The 16,089-nt window shown below is 60.9% G+C and carries 13 protein-coding genes; 6 read left to right on the top strand and 7 right to left on the bottom strand.

The window, feature by feature from the left end:
• Nucleotides 1-74: 74 nt before the first annotated feature.
• Together GRI91_RS03455 and GRI91_RS03450 are read right to left on the bottom strand one after the other, a co-directional pair.
• Nucleotides 75-1,205 (bottom strand): porin, encoded by a 1,131-nt coding sequence (locus GRI91_RS03455; protein WP_160735191.1) that lies wholly within the window; start codon nucleotides 1,203-1,205, stop codon nucleotides 75-77.
• A gap of 309 nt (nucleotides 1,206-1,514) precedes the next feature.
• Entirely contained in the window at nucleotides 1,515-1,934 is a 420-nt protein-coding gene (locus GRI91_RS03450; RefSeq protein ID WP_160735190.1) for a hypothetical protein, read from the bottom strand.
• 234 nt (nucleotides 1,935-2,168) lie between these two features.
• On the opposite strand from GRI91_RS03450, the gene GRI91_RS03445 reads away from it, so the two are divergent.
• The gene (locus GRI91_RS03445) at nucleotides 2,169-2,534 is read left to right on the top strand and encodes a DUF6481 family protein (RefSeq protein ID WP_160735189.1); all 366 of its coding nucleotides are present in this window, start codon (nucleotides 2,169-2,171) and stop codon (nucleotides 2,532-2,534) included.
• Between the two features lie 402 nt (nucleotides 2,535-2,936).
• Here GRI91_RS03445 and GRI91_RS03440 read toward each other — a convergent pair whose 3' ends face one another.
• The 3 genes from GRI91_RS03440 to GRI91_RS03430 all read right to left on the bottom strand — a co-directional run bounded on the left by GRI91_RS03440 (nucleotide 2,937) and on the right by GRI91_RS03430 (nucleotide 8,052).
• Nucleotides 2,937-3,167 carry a hypothetical protein gene (locus GRI91_RS03440; RefSeq protein ID WP_160735188.1) on the bottom strand — a complete coding sequence of 77 codons (231 nt, stop codon included), beginning with the start codon at nucleotides 3,165-3,167 and terminating at the stop codon, nucleotides 2,937-2,939.
• Nucleotides 3,168-3,373: 206 nt separating this feature from the next.
• Nucleotides 3,374-4,150, bottom strand: coding sequence for a beta-1,6-N-acetylglucosaminyltransferase (locus tag GRI91_RS03435; RefSeq protein WP_237437612.1), 777 nt, complete (start codon nucleotides 4,148-4,150; stop codon nucleotides 3,374-3,376).
• Between the two features lie 347 nt (nucleotides 4,151-4,497).
• Nucleotides 4,498-8,052: an autotransporter outer membrane beta-barrel domain-containing protein gene (locus tag GRI91_RS03430; protein ID WP_160735187.1), complete on the bottom strand. Its 3,555-nt coding sequence runs from the start codon at nucleotides 8,050-8,052 to the stop codon at nucleotides 4,498-4,500.
• A 322-nt stretch (nucleotides 8,053-8,374) separates the two neighbouring features.
• Between GRI91_RS03430 and GRI91_RS03425 the strand changes: the two genes are divergently transcribed.
• From GRI91_RS03425 to GRI91_RS03405, 5 genes are all read left to right on the top strand, one after another.
• Nucleotides 8,375-8,695: a hypothetical protein gene (locus tag GRI91_RS03425; RefSeq protein ID WP_160735186.1), complete on the top strand. Its 321-nt coding sequence runs from the start codon at nucleotides 8,375-8,377 to the stop codon at nucleotides 8,693-8,695.
• Between the two features lie 70 nt (nucleotides 8,696-8,765).
• Nucleotides 8,766-10,277 (top strand): TolC family protein, encoded by a 1,512-nt coding sequence (locus GRI91_RS03420; protein WP_160735185.1) that lies wholly within the window; start codon nucleotides 8,766-8,768, stop codon nucleotides 10,275-10,277.
• Nucleotides 10,274-11,278, top strand: coding sequence for an HlyD family secretion protein (locus GRI91_RS03415; protein WP_160735184.1), 1,005 nt, complete (start codon nucleotides 10,274-10,276; stop codon nucleotides 11,276-11,278). The genes GRI91_RS03420 and GRI91_RS03415 overlap by 4 nt, the downstream gene beginning before the upstream one ends.
• On the top strand, nucleotides 11,275-12,414 hold the full coding sequence (locus GRI91_RS03410; protein ID WP_160735183.1) for an ABC transporter permease: 1,140 nt from the start codon (nucleotides 11,275-11,277) through the stop codon (nucleotides 12,412-12,414). The genes GRI91_RS03415 and GRI91_RS03410 overlap by 4 nt, the downstream gene beginning before the upstream one ends.
• Nucleotides 12,411-13,517 (top strand): ABC transporter permease, encoded by a 1,107-nt coding sequence (locus tag GRI91_RS03405; RefSeq protein WP_160735182.1) that lies wholly within the window; start codon nucleotides 12,411-12,413, stop codon nucleotides 13,515-13,517. The genes GRI91_RS03410 and GRI91_RS03405 overlap by 4 nt, the downstream gene beginning before the upstream one ends.
• An 80-nt stretch (nucleotides 13,518-13,597) precedes the next feature.
• Here GRI91_RS03405 and GRI91_RS03400 read toward each other — a convergent pair whose 3' ends face one another.
• Nucleotides 13,598-14,746, bottom strand: a complete 1,149-nt coding sequence (locus GRI91_RS03400) for a sensor histidine kinase (RefSeq protein WP_160735181.1) — start codon at nucleotides 14,744-14,746, stop codon at nucleotides 13,598-13,600.
• The gene (locus GRI91_RS03395; protein WP_160735180.1) at nucleotides 14,743-16,065 is read right to left on the bottom strand and encodes a sigma-54-dependent transcriptional regulator; all 1,323 of its coding nucleotides are present in this window, start codon (nucleotides 16,063-16,065) and stop codon (nucleotides 14,743-14,745) included. The genes GRI91_RS03400 and GRI91_RS03395 overlap by 4 nt, the downstream gene beginning before the upstream one ends.
• Between the last annotated feature and the right edge of the window lie 24 nt (nucleotides 16,066-16,089).

Raw genomic sequence — 16,089 nt, 5'->3', positions numbered from 1 at the left:
TAGCCTGGACAAAAGCCAGCTGTCGACTCCCGCGCCCGGCAGGTGGATTGCAGCTTGGCACCCCTTGCAGGAAATCAGAAGTCGTAGCGAACACCCAGCTCGACCTGCGACATGCTGTCACCGCTGGACGATGCTGGCGCGCGCAGGGGATCGTTGTCGAGCGTCTCATAGCCGACCCACAGTCGCGCATCCTTCGAAAGATGGCGCATATATTCGATCTTGTAGGACTTTACGTTCCCCGACACGTCGCATGAATCCACGGCGAAGCGACCGTGGATCTGGTTGCCCCCGGTGCGGTAGCTTGCGTAGACGCCGGTAGCGCTGCGCGATTGGCCGGGGCAGTTCGGAATGCCGTCGACCCGTCCCTCGGTCTCCGCATCGCGCAGGCGGATTGTGCCGGTCGATCCACGATAGATGTCGAAATCTTCAGTTTGCTGGTGACGATATGCCGAGAGCGTCACGCCATCGACCGGATAGATCCATCCACGCACACCCCACAAGGTGCCTGTGTTGATGCCCTGATTGTCCTTGATTGCCGCAACCTGCAATTTGGCGATCTTGAAATCGTATTCCGCGCCCAGCTGGAATTGGTCTAAGCTGTCGCCGTCCTGGCGCTCGCTCTGTACCGCCGCGCCCACTGTCAGATTGCCGGTAGAGTAGTAATATTGCAGCATATCATCGTCGCGAATGGAGCCCAACCTGACCGAATCCAGCCCATCGCCGAAATAGGACCCGCGCACGAAACGATGGAAGACCATCGACTGTGAGCCGTAATAGAGACTGCCGTACTTTTCCGATTGCAAGCCCACATAGCCAAGACGCAGGGTCGGATCGCCATTCTGCTGCAAATCGACCAGATTGTCTGATCGCAGGCCATATTCCACGGTGCCGACGAGTGCCACGCCGTCTCCGATACGCTTCCTGGCGTTAATGCCGACCCGGCTCAGAAAGTCACGGCCGTTGATTGCGTCGTCCGGGGTGCCGGCGTCGACATAGTCCATGCCGAGGCGAAGCGAACCGTAGAAATCGACTTGAAATTCGTCATCCCGCGGCACCACGGGGGCCGCAACGCCTTTCAGTGTATCCGAAGTCGCAACGCCCTGAGACGTGGATGGCGGGGTTTGTGCTGCGACACTTGGAACAACGCCTGCAAAAGCAACGCAGCACACGGCAGCCGCTGTCGCGGCACGAGCCTTATTCATCATTTCTCTCCCTCGATTTTTATTTTGAGGAGAGGAGAGAGGTACATCTCGAGACCGAGAACAATCGCAAAACAGGGGTTGAGATGCTGAAATCGACGATAATCAGGAGCCTGGTTTCGGACAGGTTACAGAGCACGCTGTTTGCGCGTACCGTTCATGAAGCAAAATTCATGCGATGTGTCAGAGCTCGGCGAGTGAGCGAGGGGCGGCAATCAAAAGGGGAGGGCAAAGGTTCGGAGTCGACCACGTTTTTGGGTCTACGGCCAGCCCTTGTGAAACACAGCGTTCCGCAGAACGAAGCGCATTCAGCAGTCAGATGCGGGTGACAAGCGCGGTCTCGCTGATCTCAATTACGGGAACTTCCCATGGATGCGCTGCTACGATCTTATCGATCACGCGCTCCACGCTGTCTTCTGGCGCATCCGCCGGTATGTAGATCGTGAGGATCGCAGTAAGCGAAACTTCGGTTGCTCCTGCTTGTCCCAGAGTAGGGTGAGCATCATGGCCGGGCACGAAGGTCTCCAGACCCGTCGCGAGCTCTACAACGGATTTGTAAGCGCCAAAATCTCCGAGCGGATTGTCGGCGCGCACAAGGTCAAGAATTGTCGCAAGGGCGCTGCTCTGATCATCGGCAGGAAGCTGCCCTCGCATCAGCAGGTCCATCGTTGGCCGATCAACCGGGCAATAGACCTTTAGTGCCTTTACGGCGCGGATTGTGTGTTTGGAGCTCATGCCGCAAGTCTACCAAAGGGAGTGGCAGCGCACTAGCGAGAGGTGCAATAGGACGCTCTGCTTTTGACAATTGCATTACGTCGCTTCATCCGGAGCTTCTCGCGCGCAACCCAAACAATCGCTCCCATCGTGACCTGGTCGGCATTTCTGATGTCACATGAATTGGGCAAGGCGTATAATTGTGTGTATGGGCCACTCTCCCCAGCGAGCAATGAAGAGATTGAGACAGATTTGATGCGAGGATTTAAGGAAACGGGCTTTAACGAGCGGGTTGCTGCCGCCAACAAGGCCAAGGCCAAGGCTCTGGAAATGTTGAAGAACAAGCCCAAGCCGAGCGAGGCCGAGCTCGCCGAGCGTGCCGAACGCAGACGCGCGAAAGAAGCTGCCGCAGCGGAAAAGCGCGCCGCTGCCAAAGCGGCCCGCGAAGCTGAGCAGGCAGCGAAGGAGCAGGCCGAACGCGAAGCGGCAGAAGCCGCTGAAGCCGCTGCTGAAGAGGCTCGTGCTGCCGCTTTGGCCGCCCAGCCAAAGGTACCGACCGCCGAAGAACTCAAGGCTGCACGCGATGCGCGCTATGCCGCCCGCAAAGCACGTAAGCGCTAAATTACAGGCCCAACTTCCCGGCACTGCGCAAGTGCCGGGGGCGGTGGCTGGCTGGCATAGGCTTAAAACATCAGTGCCAGCGCATTATTCGGCACAATCAGCCTAAGCTTGGACTCGCTTCGGTTTCCAACTCGAAGCTATTTCACCGACATAAACAGATCCTTCGCGGATCCGCCCAATCCCCCGCGTCTGCGTCCCGCTTTCGGGTACATCGATAGTCTCGGCCCGCTCAACTTTCGTCAAATGACAGGGACTGGGCCGAGAGCAGACCGGCGGCTTTTGGTGGCAGAATTAGCAAAAGCGGTCATTCGGGTAACGACCTCATAGCGGACGTGCACCGCGATCTGAGATTAAATTTGCCGCGCCAAGAATTGCCTGCTGATCGAAGGCACTAGGTACGCCTCAAGCGGCAGCGCCCGTCGCCCCTTCGTTCGCAAATTCCAGTGCTATCTCCGCATCACGTTTGTCGAGCGGATTTTGCTTCAGTTCGCGCTTTTCCGCAAAAATTGCTTCCACGCCCCAGGCTTTTGAGGCGGTAAGCGCGAACCGCCGTCGCTGTTCCAATGGTTCATTTGGAGCCTTCTCAGTGTGCGAGGCTTCCTGTTCCCTGCAAAAGCTTGCGGAAATACGCATATATTACCCTCAATAGCCTTTGATGTTCTTGAGACCGGGAACCACTCAGCTTTTTGCAACGGATTGGACGTCAAGCGGCAACCCCTTCCGGTTCTTGAGCATATGCAACCGGGGTACGAGCGGATGCGGGGGCCCAATAGATATTCGCGCCCGCCGATTGGAGGTGGCGTTCTGGCAGCGTCAGGTTTTCTGCGTCTTCCGCTGCCTCAAATTTGCGGGCGAAAGGATCGGTGCTGCGTTGCGACTGATCCAGATCCTTCGTACCATAGTTGCGTGGGCGCAGCTTGATGCCCCCCGTCCGGCACTCCATCGATCATTCGCAAATCGTCGTTCATTATGATGCCTTGATCGCCGCCGTTCATGATCACCGTCTGAAAGAAGGCTTCGTCCGCGATAAAGCTGTTGCGGTAAGATGTTTTGAAGCGCTCGACCTGTGAGTCATGGCAGACAAACTCGCAAAAGCTGCGAGTAGCGGCTTTCCATTGCGTGCCTATGAAGGGGGTGTCGCCTGAGAGATAGGCGCGCGCACGGTTCGCCGTGGTTATCTTGCCATTTTCCTCAAGGAAAAGGTGGCTGATGCGGTTCAAGGTATCGGGTCGTTCTTTTCGTTGGTCTAGTGCGCGGATGAACTGTTTTCCGGGGTTGGCCGCAAAGAACTGACGGATATAGCTTTGGCTCTTTAAAGGGAGATCCTGCCCTGAAAGATTGATGTAGTGCGTCCATCGGCCATCCATCTCAAGCAGACTGGCCATGCCGCGTAATTCCGCATCAACGAGGCTGTAACCAGCCCGAAGCGCGTCTCTTGGCTCAATGATTTCAACGCCCTGATAAGAAGGAAGAAAGGCGGAAATATTCTCTGCCAACCCTGGCGCGGAGGTTTTGTCGATATGGATGACATATTGATTTCCGGGCGTGCAGATCGCTCGAAAACGGCGTTTGAACTGTGCGGGGTAGCGATGCACGAGGAGAAAATAGGCGATCATGTGCCAGCCTCTCAGGATCGCTTGCGCCCGGCTGTCAAAAAACCCGAGAACAGCGATTACTTTTCCTGTCTCAGGAAAGCCAATCAGTTAAATTCTGATCGTGAAGAGACACCGCCAGACAGAATTTCGTTGAACCGAGCGAAAAGGCGCCAATGCCATATCGCACAGGTCTCATCCGTCCGCAGAAATTGAGAAAAACGTGGATGTCGATATTAAGGCCATGGCCGAGGGATTTATCGACTTATAGTAAGGTACAAAGTCGCTTGAGCCAAATGGTTCAGTCAACCGGGCCGGTCAGGTGAAAGGGGGCAAGGATGCCTCTTTCCACCTGGCCGAGGTTTCTTGAACTAGAAGTTGGCGCGCAGTCCGATGCGGCCATTGAGCTTGTTGTTGTCTCCGCCATTGGCGAAGCTCACGCTATAAGCAGCTTCACCAAACACCGATATACTGCCCACAGCATTGTGCTGGAAGCCTGCGCCCACCTCACCCCAGAGCTGCTCTGGACGGCTGTACAAAGGCGTGTTTGAGACAGCAGCGTTGCTCTTGCCATCAAACTCATAATGCAGGTTCAGCACGCCATAGAAGTGGCGGCTCATTTCCTTTCCAGACTCGCTTGTCCAATTCTTGTCGTTGCTTAGCTCGAGCCCACCTCTGCCACGCCAGCTGTTAACAGAACCATCTGCCAAAGCTGCAGTGGCAGAGGTGCCGTCGCTAAAGCTGTTATAGTCAACCGTGCCATAGGTCAGCTGAGCCTGTGGGGTGATCTTCCAACTGTTGCCCTGTGCAAGCACATAGCCCAGCTCCAGACCACCAGCATAACCATCCGACTTTACGTTGTTGGCCATTCGGCCCAGGCCATTACGCACGTCGCTTGAATAGTGGTTATATCGCCCCTGAATATCAGCATAGAAGCCACTGTTTCCGTACCAGGTCATGCCCAGACCAAAACCAAGCACGTTAGTCATGATCCGGCCATTCCCATAAACTGAAGTGACATTGGTGCGCGCCACGCCATAGTTGACCTGAGTGCCAACAAACAACGCACCGCTGTCACTAAGGGTAAGCGGAGCCTCAACCCCCGTCCGCAACCGCCAAAAATCCTGGTCGTAAGCGCTGCCGGTAACTGAAGTTGCGAAGTTCTGTTCCGCAAGGCTGCCTTCAAACTGACCCCAAACCCCCGCGGCGGTTGAGGTGTCGTCGATGGTCTTCGAAAGCCCAGGTGTCCAACTGCGGTTGCCCGTACGCTGGCGCAAGCTATTCAGAGAGTTAAGGCCCAAAAGTGCCTGACCATAGGCCTCCATGACCGGAACACCTGCTTGATAGGTCGAGGAGAGGTAGAGTTTGCCGTCGCTCGCCTGGTTGATCGAGTAGTCAAAGGCACCGACTTGGGCATCCGACGGGTTGAGCACGAAGCTTCCTGCGCTCGAGGTGCCACCAGCTGAAACGACAAAGATACCATTCCCGGTGGTCGGCGAAATAATGCCGCTGCCGACATTATTCAGGTTAACGGTGGTCGCTGGGCCAGTCACATTGCCGGCAATGACGATCTGATCCGCCGATCCTGCTCCATCAAGGTTGGCATCCACGGTGATCGTACCGCCGCCGGAATAGTTGCCGCCAATCGATACGACATCGCCCACGACGCCATCCTGCGTTGTGATGGTGCCTTGGTTGGAGACGTCACCGCTGATGCTGTAGACTCCGGCACCGCCGCCGGTACCGACAAAGGCACCGCCCGACTTAATGACCAGATTGCCGGTCAGCGCCAGTGCATCGCTGCCATCAAGCACGCCCCCGTTCATCACCGTCAACCCCGTGCCAGCGTCCGAACCTGTTTCCAACGCGCCATCGACGATCGTGATCGCGCCGCCATTGATCACGATGTTTTCCCAATTGAGGATATTGGTGCCATTGGCATCGGAAGTGACGCCAGCGAAGGTCAGCGTATCAATCCAGCCATCGCCGGTGCCGTAATCGTCCCCCCCGTCGAGCACGTGGGCAGTCCCGTCATAAGTCGGTGAGGAGATGTTGGCCGTATCCGAGCCGTTGCCGCCAAAAAAACCGCTGTGCCAGTCTCCGCCGGTGAAATTGAACGTGTCGTTTCCGTCATTCACCGAGGCAAGCGTATCGTCCCCGTAAATATCACCGTCGAAATCCCCCCCGGCGAGGTTGAACGTATCGTTCCCCTTCCCGAGGATCGCATCGCCCTTCACATCGCCATAGGTCGTGACCACAACATCTCCGCCGGTCAGGTCGGTGCCATCAAGAACATCGCCCAAACCGGTCGCGTAATCGCCATCGCGGATCGCAATCCCTGAAGCAGAACCGTCGACCACCGCCCCGGCGGCGATATCGATCGTGCCGCCTTTAGCGCCTGAAGTTTGGATCGCGCGGGCATAGGCATCGTTGCCTCCGCCGACCGCTGCTACCGAGCCGCTATCGACAGAGACGGCGAAAGTATCGTTTTGGGAATAGACCAGAATCCCCGCATTCACCGCGCTTACCGCGCCCGTGGTCGTGACGCTGGTGGTGCCGGTGCCGTTGTTATAGGCCTCGATGCCAATGTAGCCGCCACTCACATCCGCCGCGGAAACCGTTAGATCGGTCGCGGTTGAATCGTTCCACGCGCTGATGCCGTAGCTTGTTGTTCCCGCAACCGTGCCGGTCGCCGTGACCCTGGTTGAGCCAGTCCCGGAGTTGTAGGTGACGATTCCGTTCGTGCCGCCACTCGCATTCGCCGCGGAAACCGTCAGATTGGTCGCGGTTGAATTGCCAAACACATTGATACCGTAGTTTATTGTTCCCGTAACCGTGCCGGTCGCGGTGATGCTATTGGAACCGCTGCCGTTGTTGATCGCGCGAATGCCGTCGGTGCCGCCACTCACATCCACTGCGGAAACTGTCAGATTGGTTGCATTTGAGCTGTTGCTCGCATTGATACCGGAGTTTATTGTTGACGTAACCGTGCCGGTTGCCGTGACGTCGGTGGAGCCGGTGCCGTTGTTGTAGGCAAAAATTCCGACGTTGGGGCCACTCGCATCCGCCGCGAAAACCGTCAGATCGGTGCTGCTGTTGGCAAAGTTGCGCGCATTGATGCCGTAGTTGGTGTTTCCCGTAACAGTGCCGGTCGCCGTGACGCTATTGGAACCGGTGCCGTAGTTGAGGGCATCGATCCCACTGTTGCTGCCACTCGCATCCACTGCGGAAACTGTCAGATTGGTGCCGTAGTTGACTGCAAGAATACCGCTGCCTGCGGATCCCGTAACCGTGCCGGTCGCCGTGACGCTGTTGAAGCCGGTGCCATTGTTAAAGGCATAGATACCGTCCGTGCCGCCACTCACATCCACTGCGGAAACCGTCATATTGGTGCTCGTTGAGACGTTGTTCACAACGATGCCACGATATATTGTTCCCGTAACCGTTCCGGTCGCCGTGACGCTGGTGGAACCGGTTCCGAGGTTGGCCACAGAGATCCCGTCGGCGCCACTTACATCCGCCGCGGAAATCGTCAGATCGGTGCCGAGGTTGCGCGCATATATACCGTAGGTTCCGGTTCCGGTTCCCGTAACCACACCGGTCGTAGTGATGCTGGTTATCCCGGTGCCGTTGTTGACCGCAAAAATGCCGTTCCCGGTGCCGCTTATATCCGAGGCATAGGCGTCGGTGAAGGTAAGGTTGTTGCCCCCGGCGGTGTTCGTAAGGATAAAAGCGGTACCGCTTGCGTTATCAATCCCGAAGCCGGAAGCGGTGGTGACGATCAGCTCGGAACCCGTGCCGTTGCCGAGCGTCTCGGGCGTATCGCTACCGCTATTAGCCGCGCCAGAACAGGTCCAGTCGCCACTGCCCGGGGCCGTTTCTGTGCAAGTACCTGCATGCGCAATATTGGCCGTTGCCATAAACATAAGCGGCGCGCCAAGCGCGGCTGTGCTAAGAAGTTTGAGCGAAAGGGTGCGCTTCCCCGCACGCCGATCCACAAAATTCTGATCGCCGTTAAATATTCTACTTCTATTTTTTTCGAATTTATTGCAGTTCATGATCAATGTTCCCCGCAAAAAATTTTTAAAAATCGCAATGCCGAGCGCATATTTAAATTATAAGTTGCGCCTAATTACTGGTGCGATTTACGCTCCCGAGGGCGTTAGACGGGAAATCCTGTTAATGTAACCGCCATATTAAGTATATTTTGCAGGCGCGCTCTTCGGCTGCAGGTTTGGCGACGCCTTCATGGCGTCCGACCCGTCGCTGCACGGCATCTGTTACGAGACTGTGTGGAGTTGGTGGAACTGGTTTGGGCAGATGTTTGCCGCTGATGCGAGGCCCCAGCGGGCGAACCTCCAGACCGCGCTTGCCGATGCGCTGATTGCGGACTTGATCGCGGCCGTGCGCAAAGGGACGAACGAGCTGCGCATCGGTGCCACGATTACTTCGTTTCAGACGGCGTCCGGATGGCGGCGGCGTCTGCGCGTCGTATCGAGTTCTATTGTCACTGATTGCAACAGGCGGTACGAAGGGCCTATTGTCAATAATGCCGATGGCGCTGGGTGATGTACGAGCAGAGCAAGTTTAGCCGCCCCGCAGCTCGCGCGCACAGTGTCGCGGATCGGCAGGGCCAGTGATGATGCGTGCTGACCTGCGGCATGCGATCGGGGCTGCAACGCTCCTGCTTGCAACTTGGCCGCTATCTGCGGGGGCGCAAGACGCGCCTGCCCCGCAAGAGAACGCACAGGACGTAACCTTCGATGCCGCCCTGGCGCGGCTCGATACAACGTCCCCCGGTCTCGCCGGAGAGGAGCACTCGGTCCGCGCGAGCGAGTTGCTCGCCGATGCAACCCGAACGCTGCGCAGGCCGACGGTGACGGCGTCTGCCAGCCTTATCGAATATCAGAAGACGCTGGGTGTCGACATCTCGGGGCCGCGCGACAATGCCGAGAATGCGGCGAGCGATTTTCTGACCCAATTGCCCGGCCAGTTTCCGCCCGGGCTCCAGCAGATCGTCGGCGACGTGACGCAGCGCTTCGGTGCGGCGCTGCCTGCGATCTTCGGCCAGATTCCCGACACGTTCGAGTTCCAGACCCGCGACACGGTGTTCCGTCCGACAATCAGCGCAGCAATGCCGATCTACACTGGCGGGGCGATCGGCGCCGTTCAGGACGGCGCGGATGCCGCGGTCGGCGTCGCGCGCGCCAAGCAGGCTGGTGGGCGCGACCTGTCGCGGGTGAACCTCGTTAAGACCTATTTCGGGCAACAGGTAGCGGTGCAGCTGGCGCGCTCGACCCGCGAGACGCTGGAGAGCTTTGATCGCCACCTGTCCGATGCGATCAAGCTGGAAGAAAACGGCTTCATCCCGCACGCGCGGGTGCTGCAGGTGCAGGTCGCGCGCGATGCGGCGCAGCGCGCCTACGAACGTGCCCGGCTGGAAGAGGCCATCGCCACCGATGCGCTGGCCCGGCTGCTTGACCATCCGGGCGATATTTCTGCGGTAACGCCGCTGTTCGTCCGGTCCATGCCGCTCTCACCAGTCGAGACCTTTCTCGCCAGCGTCGATTCCACGCCGCAGGTGCGCGGAGGCGATGCGGCCTATGAGATTGCCGATGCCGGCGTCGATCTGGCGAAGTCGCGCTACCTGCCGCAGGCCTTTGCTTTCGGCAGCTACAACGCCAATCGCGACAACGCGGTGCCGATCGATCCGGACTGGATCGCGGGCGTCACCTTGCGCTTTACCCTGATGTCCGGCTTCGACCGCCGCAAAACGCTTCAGGCCGCGCTGGCGCGCGAACGTGCGGCGGCCGAGGCTGCCGCGCAGTCCCGCAAGGATGTGACCGGACAGATCGTGCGCGCATGGAACCTGGTGGAGGCCGCCAGGCGATCGTTCCTGCTGCTCGATAGCAATCTCGCCGCCGCGCGCGAGAACCTGCGCGTGCAGCAGCTGTCCTTTGCCGCCGGGGAAGCGCCGTCGTCCGCACTGGTCGATGCCGAAGCTATCCTGGCGACGACCAAGACGCAGCGGATCGCCGCGGCTTACGAATATGATCTGGCGCTTGCGGGCCTGCTCGCTGCGAGCCACCGTGTCGACGAGTTCGGCACCTTTCTGGCGCGAGCCGACCGTCGGCTGGAGGACTATAAGTGAACCAAGAATCGGTCGCCCCGACCTCGCGCCGCAAGCGCATTGTCGTCATCGCCGCGATCATCATCGTGCTTGTCGTGGTCGTCCTCGGGCTGTGGCTGGCGAGCCGACCGGCCCCGCAGCAGCTTCAGGGCATGGTCGATGCCGAAGAGGTGAATGTCGCGACCAAGGCGCTGGCACGGGTCGAAGAACTAATGGCCAAAGAGGGCCAGCGAGTGGAGGCCGGAGCCGTGCTCGCTACGCTGTCCAGCCCCGAGATCACGGGAGCGCAGGCGCAGGCGCAGGGTGCACTCGACGCCGCGCGCGCAATCGCGTCGGCGACCAACGAAGGCCCGCGCCAAGAGGATATCGCAACGCTGCGCTCCACCTGGAAGGCGGCGCAGGCGGCGGCCGATCTGGCTGCCGTGACAAGCCGCCGCACCCAGAACCTCTATGCCGAGGGCGTCGTCGCGGCGCAGCGCCGCGATGAGGCCGTGGCAGCGCGCGACAGCAGTGCGCGCACGGCGGAGGCCGCGCGGCTGCAATATCAGAAGGCGCTGGCCGGGGCGCGTCGCCAGACCAAGGCCGCTGCCAATGCGCAGGTCCGCATCGCACAGGCCGGCGCGCAGACCGCCGATGCCATGGAGCGCGAGACCCGGCTCGTTTCGCCGATCGCGGGCGAGGTGGCGCGCAAGCTGGTCCAGCCCGGTGAAGTCGTCAGCCCAGTCATCCCCGCCTATCAGGTGATCGATATCGACCATCCCTGGGTTTCGCTGAACCTGCGCGAGGACCAGTATCGCGGCCTCTCCATGGGGACGGTTCTGCGCGGAAATATCCCTGCGCTCGATCGCGATGGGGACTTTCGGGTTTACTTCATCTCGCCGCGCGGTGACTTCGCGACATGGCGGGCCACGCGCGAGGCATCGGGTTACGATGTGCGTACGTTCGAGGTCCGGCTGCGACCGGCGCAGCCGATTGCCGAGTTACGCCCCGGTATGAGTGTCCTGTTCGACTGGCCGCAATGAGCGTGTTCGGGCGGGCGCTGACGCGCGAGCTGCGCCACCTGCGACACGATCGCTGGGATCTGGCGGCGCTGTTCGTCATCCCCGCCATCCTGCTGGCTCTGATGGCGGGGATGCTATGGCAAGGGACGATGCACAAGCTCCCGCTGGCCGTGGTCGATAGCGATGGCACCACTGCGAGCCGGACGATGATCCGTGCGCTGGATGCCTCGCCGATGATCCGGATAGATGGTTTCTATCAGAGCGAGGCGGATGCCATGCGCGTGCTGCGAAGCGGCGAGGCCATGGCGCTGGTGCATCTGCCGCCCGGTCTCGGCGAGGGGCTGGCCCGCGATCGCGAGCCGGTGGTCCGTATCCTTTACAACGCCAGCTTCCTCTCGACAGGCCGCCAGATATCAAGCGCCGCAGAAAGTGCCCTGCAGACGGCCGCGCTCGAGATCCTTGCCGGAGAGCTTCCGAACCACGGCCTGCCGTCGCCGCGCACTCAAAGGCTGGTGATCGAGGCCACCGCGCTCGGCAATGCGCCGGGCAGCTATGAGTGGTTCCTCGGGCTGCTGATCTATCCATCGGTACTGCATCTGGTCGCAGCCTGCGCCACCGCGATGGCGCTGGGGCGTGAACTGCGCGACAGATCGCTGGCCAGCTGGGCACAATCCACCGGCGGGGTCGCGTCGGCATTGGCCGGCAAGATGCTGCCTTATGTCGTGGTCGTCAGCCTGTGGGGCGTCGCCTGGATGCTGTGGCTAACCCTCGCGCGCGGCTGGCGGTTCGAGGGCAGCATCGCCCTCATCGCCTTCGCGCAGGTGCTGCTCTACGCGGGCACAGCCGCGATTTCGGCGCTGCTGATCGCGATCACCCGCGATACGCCAGTCTCATTGTCCGCCGGTATCGTCTACGCGGGGTCGGCGCTCGCCTATTCGGGTGCCACGCTGCCGCTTAATGGAGGCAGCCTCTTCGCGCGTGTCTGGAGTAACGTGCTGCCATTGCCCCACTACCTTGCGTTGCAGCTCGGTCAGGTGAGCGACCGGGCGATCACTCTGACCGGTGCCATTGTACCGATCATCGCGCTCACCGCCTACCTCGTGATAGCAGGCGGTGGTGCGGTCGCGATCATTACTGTCGCGTCGCGCCGCTCATGAGCGTTGGCAAAGCCTTTCTGGCAACGTGGCGGGCGATCTTCAAATCGCGCGAACTGCTCGCGACGACCTTGCTCGCAGTGCTGCTCTATTCCTTCTATTATCCAGCGCCCTACGCGCAGCAGACCTCGCAGAAGCTGCCTGTCGTGGTCGTCGATCAGGACGACAGCACGCTGAGCCGTGCCATGGTGCGCGACCTCGATGCAACACGTGCGATCCGGGTGCAGGCCGTCGAGACCAGCATGCTGGCTGCCCGCGCGACCATGAACGCAGGCGAGGCGGACGGTGTGATCCTGATCGCGGACGGGCTGGGGCGGCAGCTGCGCACGGGTTCTCCCGGATCGGGTGTGGGCGTCTGGGTGAACGCGACCTACCTCGTGCGGGCGAGCGCGATCCGCGACGCGGTTACTGGCGTGATCCAGAATCTGGCCGTCACCCGCCTCGCGCCCGCCAGCCAGGCGACCCGAGCCGGCCCACCGATCTCGATCGTCAGCGAGCCGCTGTTCAACCTCACAGGCGGCTACAAGAACTATGTCTTCCCGGCCGTCGCCGTCGTCATCATCCAGCAGACGCTGCTGATCGGCGCCGCCAGCTTCATGGCGGGGCGACGCCGCGAGGGAACCTGGCGGATGGGCTTAAGCGAATATCTCGGCACGCTGGCCGCCTTCAGCTCGGCAGGCGCGGTGACCTGTCTGTTTCTGTTCGGAATGGCGTTCTGGATTCAGGGGGTTCCGGTCGGCGGCAATATTGGCGGTGTGATCGCGATCACCCCGGTGTTCGTGATCTGCATCGCGGCTCTGGGCCTTGGGCTCGGCAGCTTCTTCGATCGGTTCGAGCGGGCGATGGCGATTATCGCGCCCGCATCGGTGCCGTTCTTCTTTCTCACTGGTGCCGCTTGGCCGCTCAACCAGATGCCAACCGTGGTGGCCGCGATTGCCTGGCTGATCCCGTCGACAGCTGGTTTGCACACCTTCGTTCCGCTCAACCAGATGGGTGCTTCGCTTTACGAGGTCAGAGAGGCGGCGGGGATACTGCTGGCGCTGGCCGCGACCTGCGTGGTTCTGGCGGGCAAGCGGATCGTATCCCGCTCTCCCACCTCCGGTTGATCCAGTCGACTGACGATAGCGGAATGAGCCAAATCGACTTGGATGCTTTTGCGGTAGGGTTGGGGTGATGAAGCAATCCCTCAGCCACCAACGGCCCTTGGCAGGTTGATCTGGAATAGGGTGGGAGTTGCCCCGGCCAGTTCCAGCGATCCGCCATGGCCGCGCACAATCTGGCGCGCGAGTGAAAGGCCAATCCCCGAGCCCTCGGGCTTGGTCGTGTGAAAGGGGCGGAAGATGAAAGCTGCATTTTCCGGCTGCACTCCCGCTCCATTATCGGCGATGGCAATCACCAGCCGGTTTTCTACATATGTCATCGATAGAGTGACGCGTGGTTGCTCGGTGGCGATGGAGGCTTCGGCCGCATTGTTGAGCAGGGCCCAGACCGCCTGGTGTATCTGATCGCGATCCATCCTCCACTCGCCCACATTTCCAATTTCTGTGGTGAGCGCGACGGTCGGCCAGCGCCGGGCGAAAAGCTGCGCCAGATCCCGTCCGAACTGATCGAGCGAAACTGGCGTGAGGATCGGTTCGGGCAGCCGCGCGAGCGCGCGGTAATCCGTGGCGAAGCGCTGCAGGCCGTCGGCCCGGCGCGCGAGTGGACCGAGGATTTCCGCCAGTAGCGCCGTATCCACTGGCTCCATAGCGGCTGCCGTTTGCGCGCTCTCGGCCAATGACACGATCGGCGAAAGGCCGTTGAGCAATTCGTGGCCCAGCACCTCGATCAGATCCGCGCTGGCGCGCGCTTCGGCGGCCAGTTCTTCGCGCTCGACATCGATCAGTGCGGCGACCGTCATTCCCGAAGAGGCCTCAACCCGGTCGATCCGCCACCGGCGTCCCTCGTGGCGCAATGTCGGCGCCGAAGGATCGAGCAACGCAGCAGGCACAGGAAGAATGCGGTCATCACAAGCGAATATCGTCCGCGCCGCGCGGTTAAGCGCACGGGCGGTATCGCGATCTATGGCAAGCAGCGGAGTGGGGGCGGCATCGAGCAAAAGGCGGTGCACCGCGGCATCCTCGTCGTCTGCATCGCTGCGTCTTTCCGGGGGGCGCGAGGGGACCAGCGCGGCATTCCACCAGGCAAGTGTCAGAGCCCAGAGCCCCACCAGTGTTGCTCCGGTCAGGAGCGCCCAGCGCCCGCTGTCCCAAGCGAAGGCCGCGACGAGCGCACTGGCGAGCAGCGCAACGCCCAGCGCCGCCGCTCGCCATCCGCGCCGATGGTAGAGCATCATAGCCCGTGGCGCTCCATTCGCCGATACAGCGCACCGCGGCTGAGCCCCAGTGCCTTGGCCGCATGGCTGACATTGTGGTGATGCTCGGCCAGCGCGGCGGCAATGATCGCCTTTTCGGTCCGGCCGAGATCGTAGCTGGGTGTGTCCTCTTCGGCAGGAGCGGCAGCGGGACGCCCACCGATCGACAGAGTGCCGGTATCGATCGTCCCATCATCCGATAGAAGTACGGCACGCTCCATTTCTGCGGCGAGACCACGCGCCTCATCGGGCCAATCTGCCTCGCGCAAAGCGGTTTCAACCGCTTCGGTCAACTGTGGTGCGGCGCGTCCGAAGCGGGCCGCTGCATCGTTCAGGAAATGGCGAGCGAGAAGCGGGATATCCGCGCGGCGCTGCGACAGCGATGGCACGGGAAGCTCGATTGTCGCGATCCGGCGGCGGAGTGCAGGGAAAAGCGCATCGATCCGGTCGGCGATCGCTATAGGACGGGCGCGATCGGAGAGCTTCCCTGCAAGCCTGTCCTGCGCCAACTCGTCGAGCCGATCTGGATAGCGCAAGATCACGCTGCCCACCGCGTCCTCCACTCCTTCGAGCGCGCGCTCTTCACGCAGATCGATGCGAAGCGGCGCGTTATGCGCGTCGGCGGAAGCGGCATGGACGGCCAGCGCCGTGAGCATTCGCCCAGAGCCCGACGGGCCGGTGATTGTGACCCCGGCCATTGTCGGCCCGACCCGCCGGATCAGCTGACGTAGCTCTTCGATGCGGGTGCTCTCGCCAAGAATGCGTGCAGGCGTAAGCGTAACACTCTGATCGATACCGGGTGTGATCGCGCTCGCGCCAGCGGGTTCGCGCGACACCGCAGCTTCAACCTTCCCAATCAGATCGGCGTTGTTCCACGGCTTGACAGCAAAATCGCGTGCGCCCGCCTGCATCGCGGCGACGGCCATGCGGACACCGCCATGCGCGGTCAGGACGACGACGCACGCCGCCGGGTTCTCCGCCATGATCCGATCGAGGCAGGCGAGGCCTTCCTTGCCGTCGCTCTTGCCCGGCGTGAAATTGAGATCGAGCACGATTGCGTCGAACCGCATCCGTGCGAGTTGCGAAAACGCTTCTTCTGGGGCGTGCGTCACAGTGAGGTTGTGCCCGGCCATGCGGAAAGCGATCTCCATTGCGCTGGCAACCTCGGGCCGATCATCGATCAGCAGAATCGCCAGACCGGGTTTTGCGCTTGACGCCTCGTCCTGCTGTCCATTTGCGGACACTGTGTCCGGCGACGGACGGTCAGCTGCGGCGGCGCGGATAGATTCTCTTTTAATCATAGCAACTTAGGTCTTTTAGCCCTG

This window comes from Altericroceibacterium endophyticum (assembly GCF_009827595.1).
Taxonomy (GTDB): domain Bacteria; phylum Pseudomonadota; class Alphaproteobacteria; order Sphingomonadales; family Sphingomonadaceae; genus Altericroceibacterium; species Altericroceibacterium endophyticum.
This window is presented reverse-complemented; position numbering and strand designations above follow the sequence as displayed.

Excerpts from the sequence above, each read along its gene's own strand:
- GRI91_RS03450 (WP_160735190.1), bottom strand. The coding sequence starts at position 1,934 with ATGAGCTCCAAACACACAATCCGCGCCGTAAAGGCACTAAAGGTCTAT.
- GRI91_RS03425 (WP_160735186.1), top strand. The coding sequence starts at position 8,375 with ATGGCGTCCGACCCGTCGCTGCACGGCATCTGTTACGAGACTGTGTGG.
- GRI91_RS03420 (WP_160735185.1), top strand. The coding sequence starts at position 8,766 with ATGATGCGTGCTGACCTGCGGCATGCGATCGGGGCTGCAACGCTCCTG.
- GRI91_RS03410 (WP_160735183.1), top strand. The coding sequence starts at position 11,275 with ATGAGCGTGTTCGGGCGGGCGCTGACGCGCGAGCTGCGCCACCTGCGA.
- GRI91_RS03430 (WP_160735187.1), bottom strand. The coding sequence starts at position 8,052 with ATGTTTATGGCAACGGCCAATATTGCGCATGCAGGTACTTGCACAGAA.
- GRI91_RS03435 (WP_237437612.1), bottom strand. The coding sequence starts at position 4,150 with ATGATCGCCTATTTTCTCCTCGTGCATCGCTACCCCGCACAGTTCAAA.
- GRI91_RS03445 (WP_160735189.1), top strand. The coding sequence starts at position 2,169 with ATGCGAGGATTTAAGGAAACGGGCTTTAACGAGCGGGTTGCTGCCGCC.
- GRI91_RS03400 (WP_160735181.1), bottom strand. The coding sequence starts at position 14,746 with ATGATGCTCTACCATCGGCGCGGATGGCGAGCGGCGGCGCTGGGCGTT.
- GRI91_RS03405 (WP_160735182.1), top strand. The coding sequence starts at position 12,411 with ATGAGCGTTGGCAAAGCCTTTCTGGCAACGTGGCGGGCGATCTTCAAA.
- GRI91_RS03440 (WP_160735188.1), bottom strand. The coding sequence starts at position 3,167 with ATGCGTATTTCCGCAAGCTTTTGCAGGGAACAGGAAGCCTCGCACACT.
- GRI91_RS03395 (WP_160735180.1), bottom strand. The coding sequence starts at position 16,065 with ATGATTAAAAGAGAATCTATCCGCGCCGCCGCAGCTGACCGTCCGTCG.
- GRI91_RS03455 (WP_160735191.1), bottom strand. The coding sequence starts at position 1,205 with ATGATGAATAAGGCTCGTGCCGCGACAGCGGCTGCCGTGTGCTGCGTT.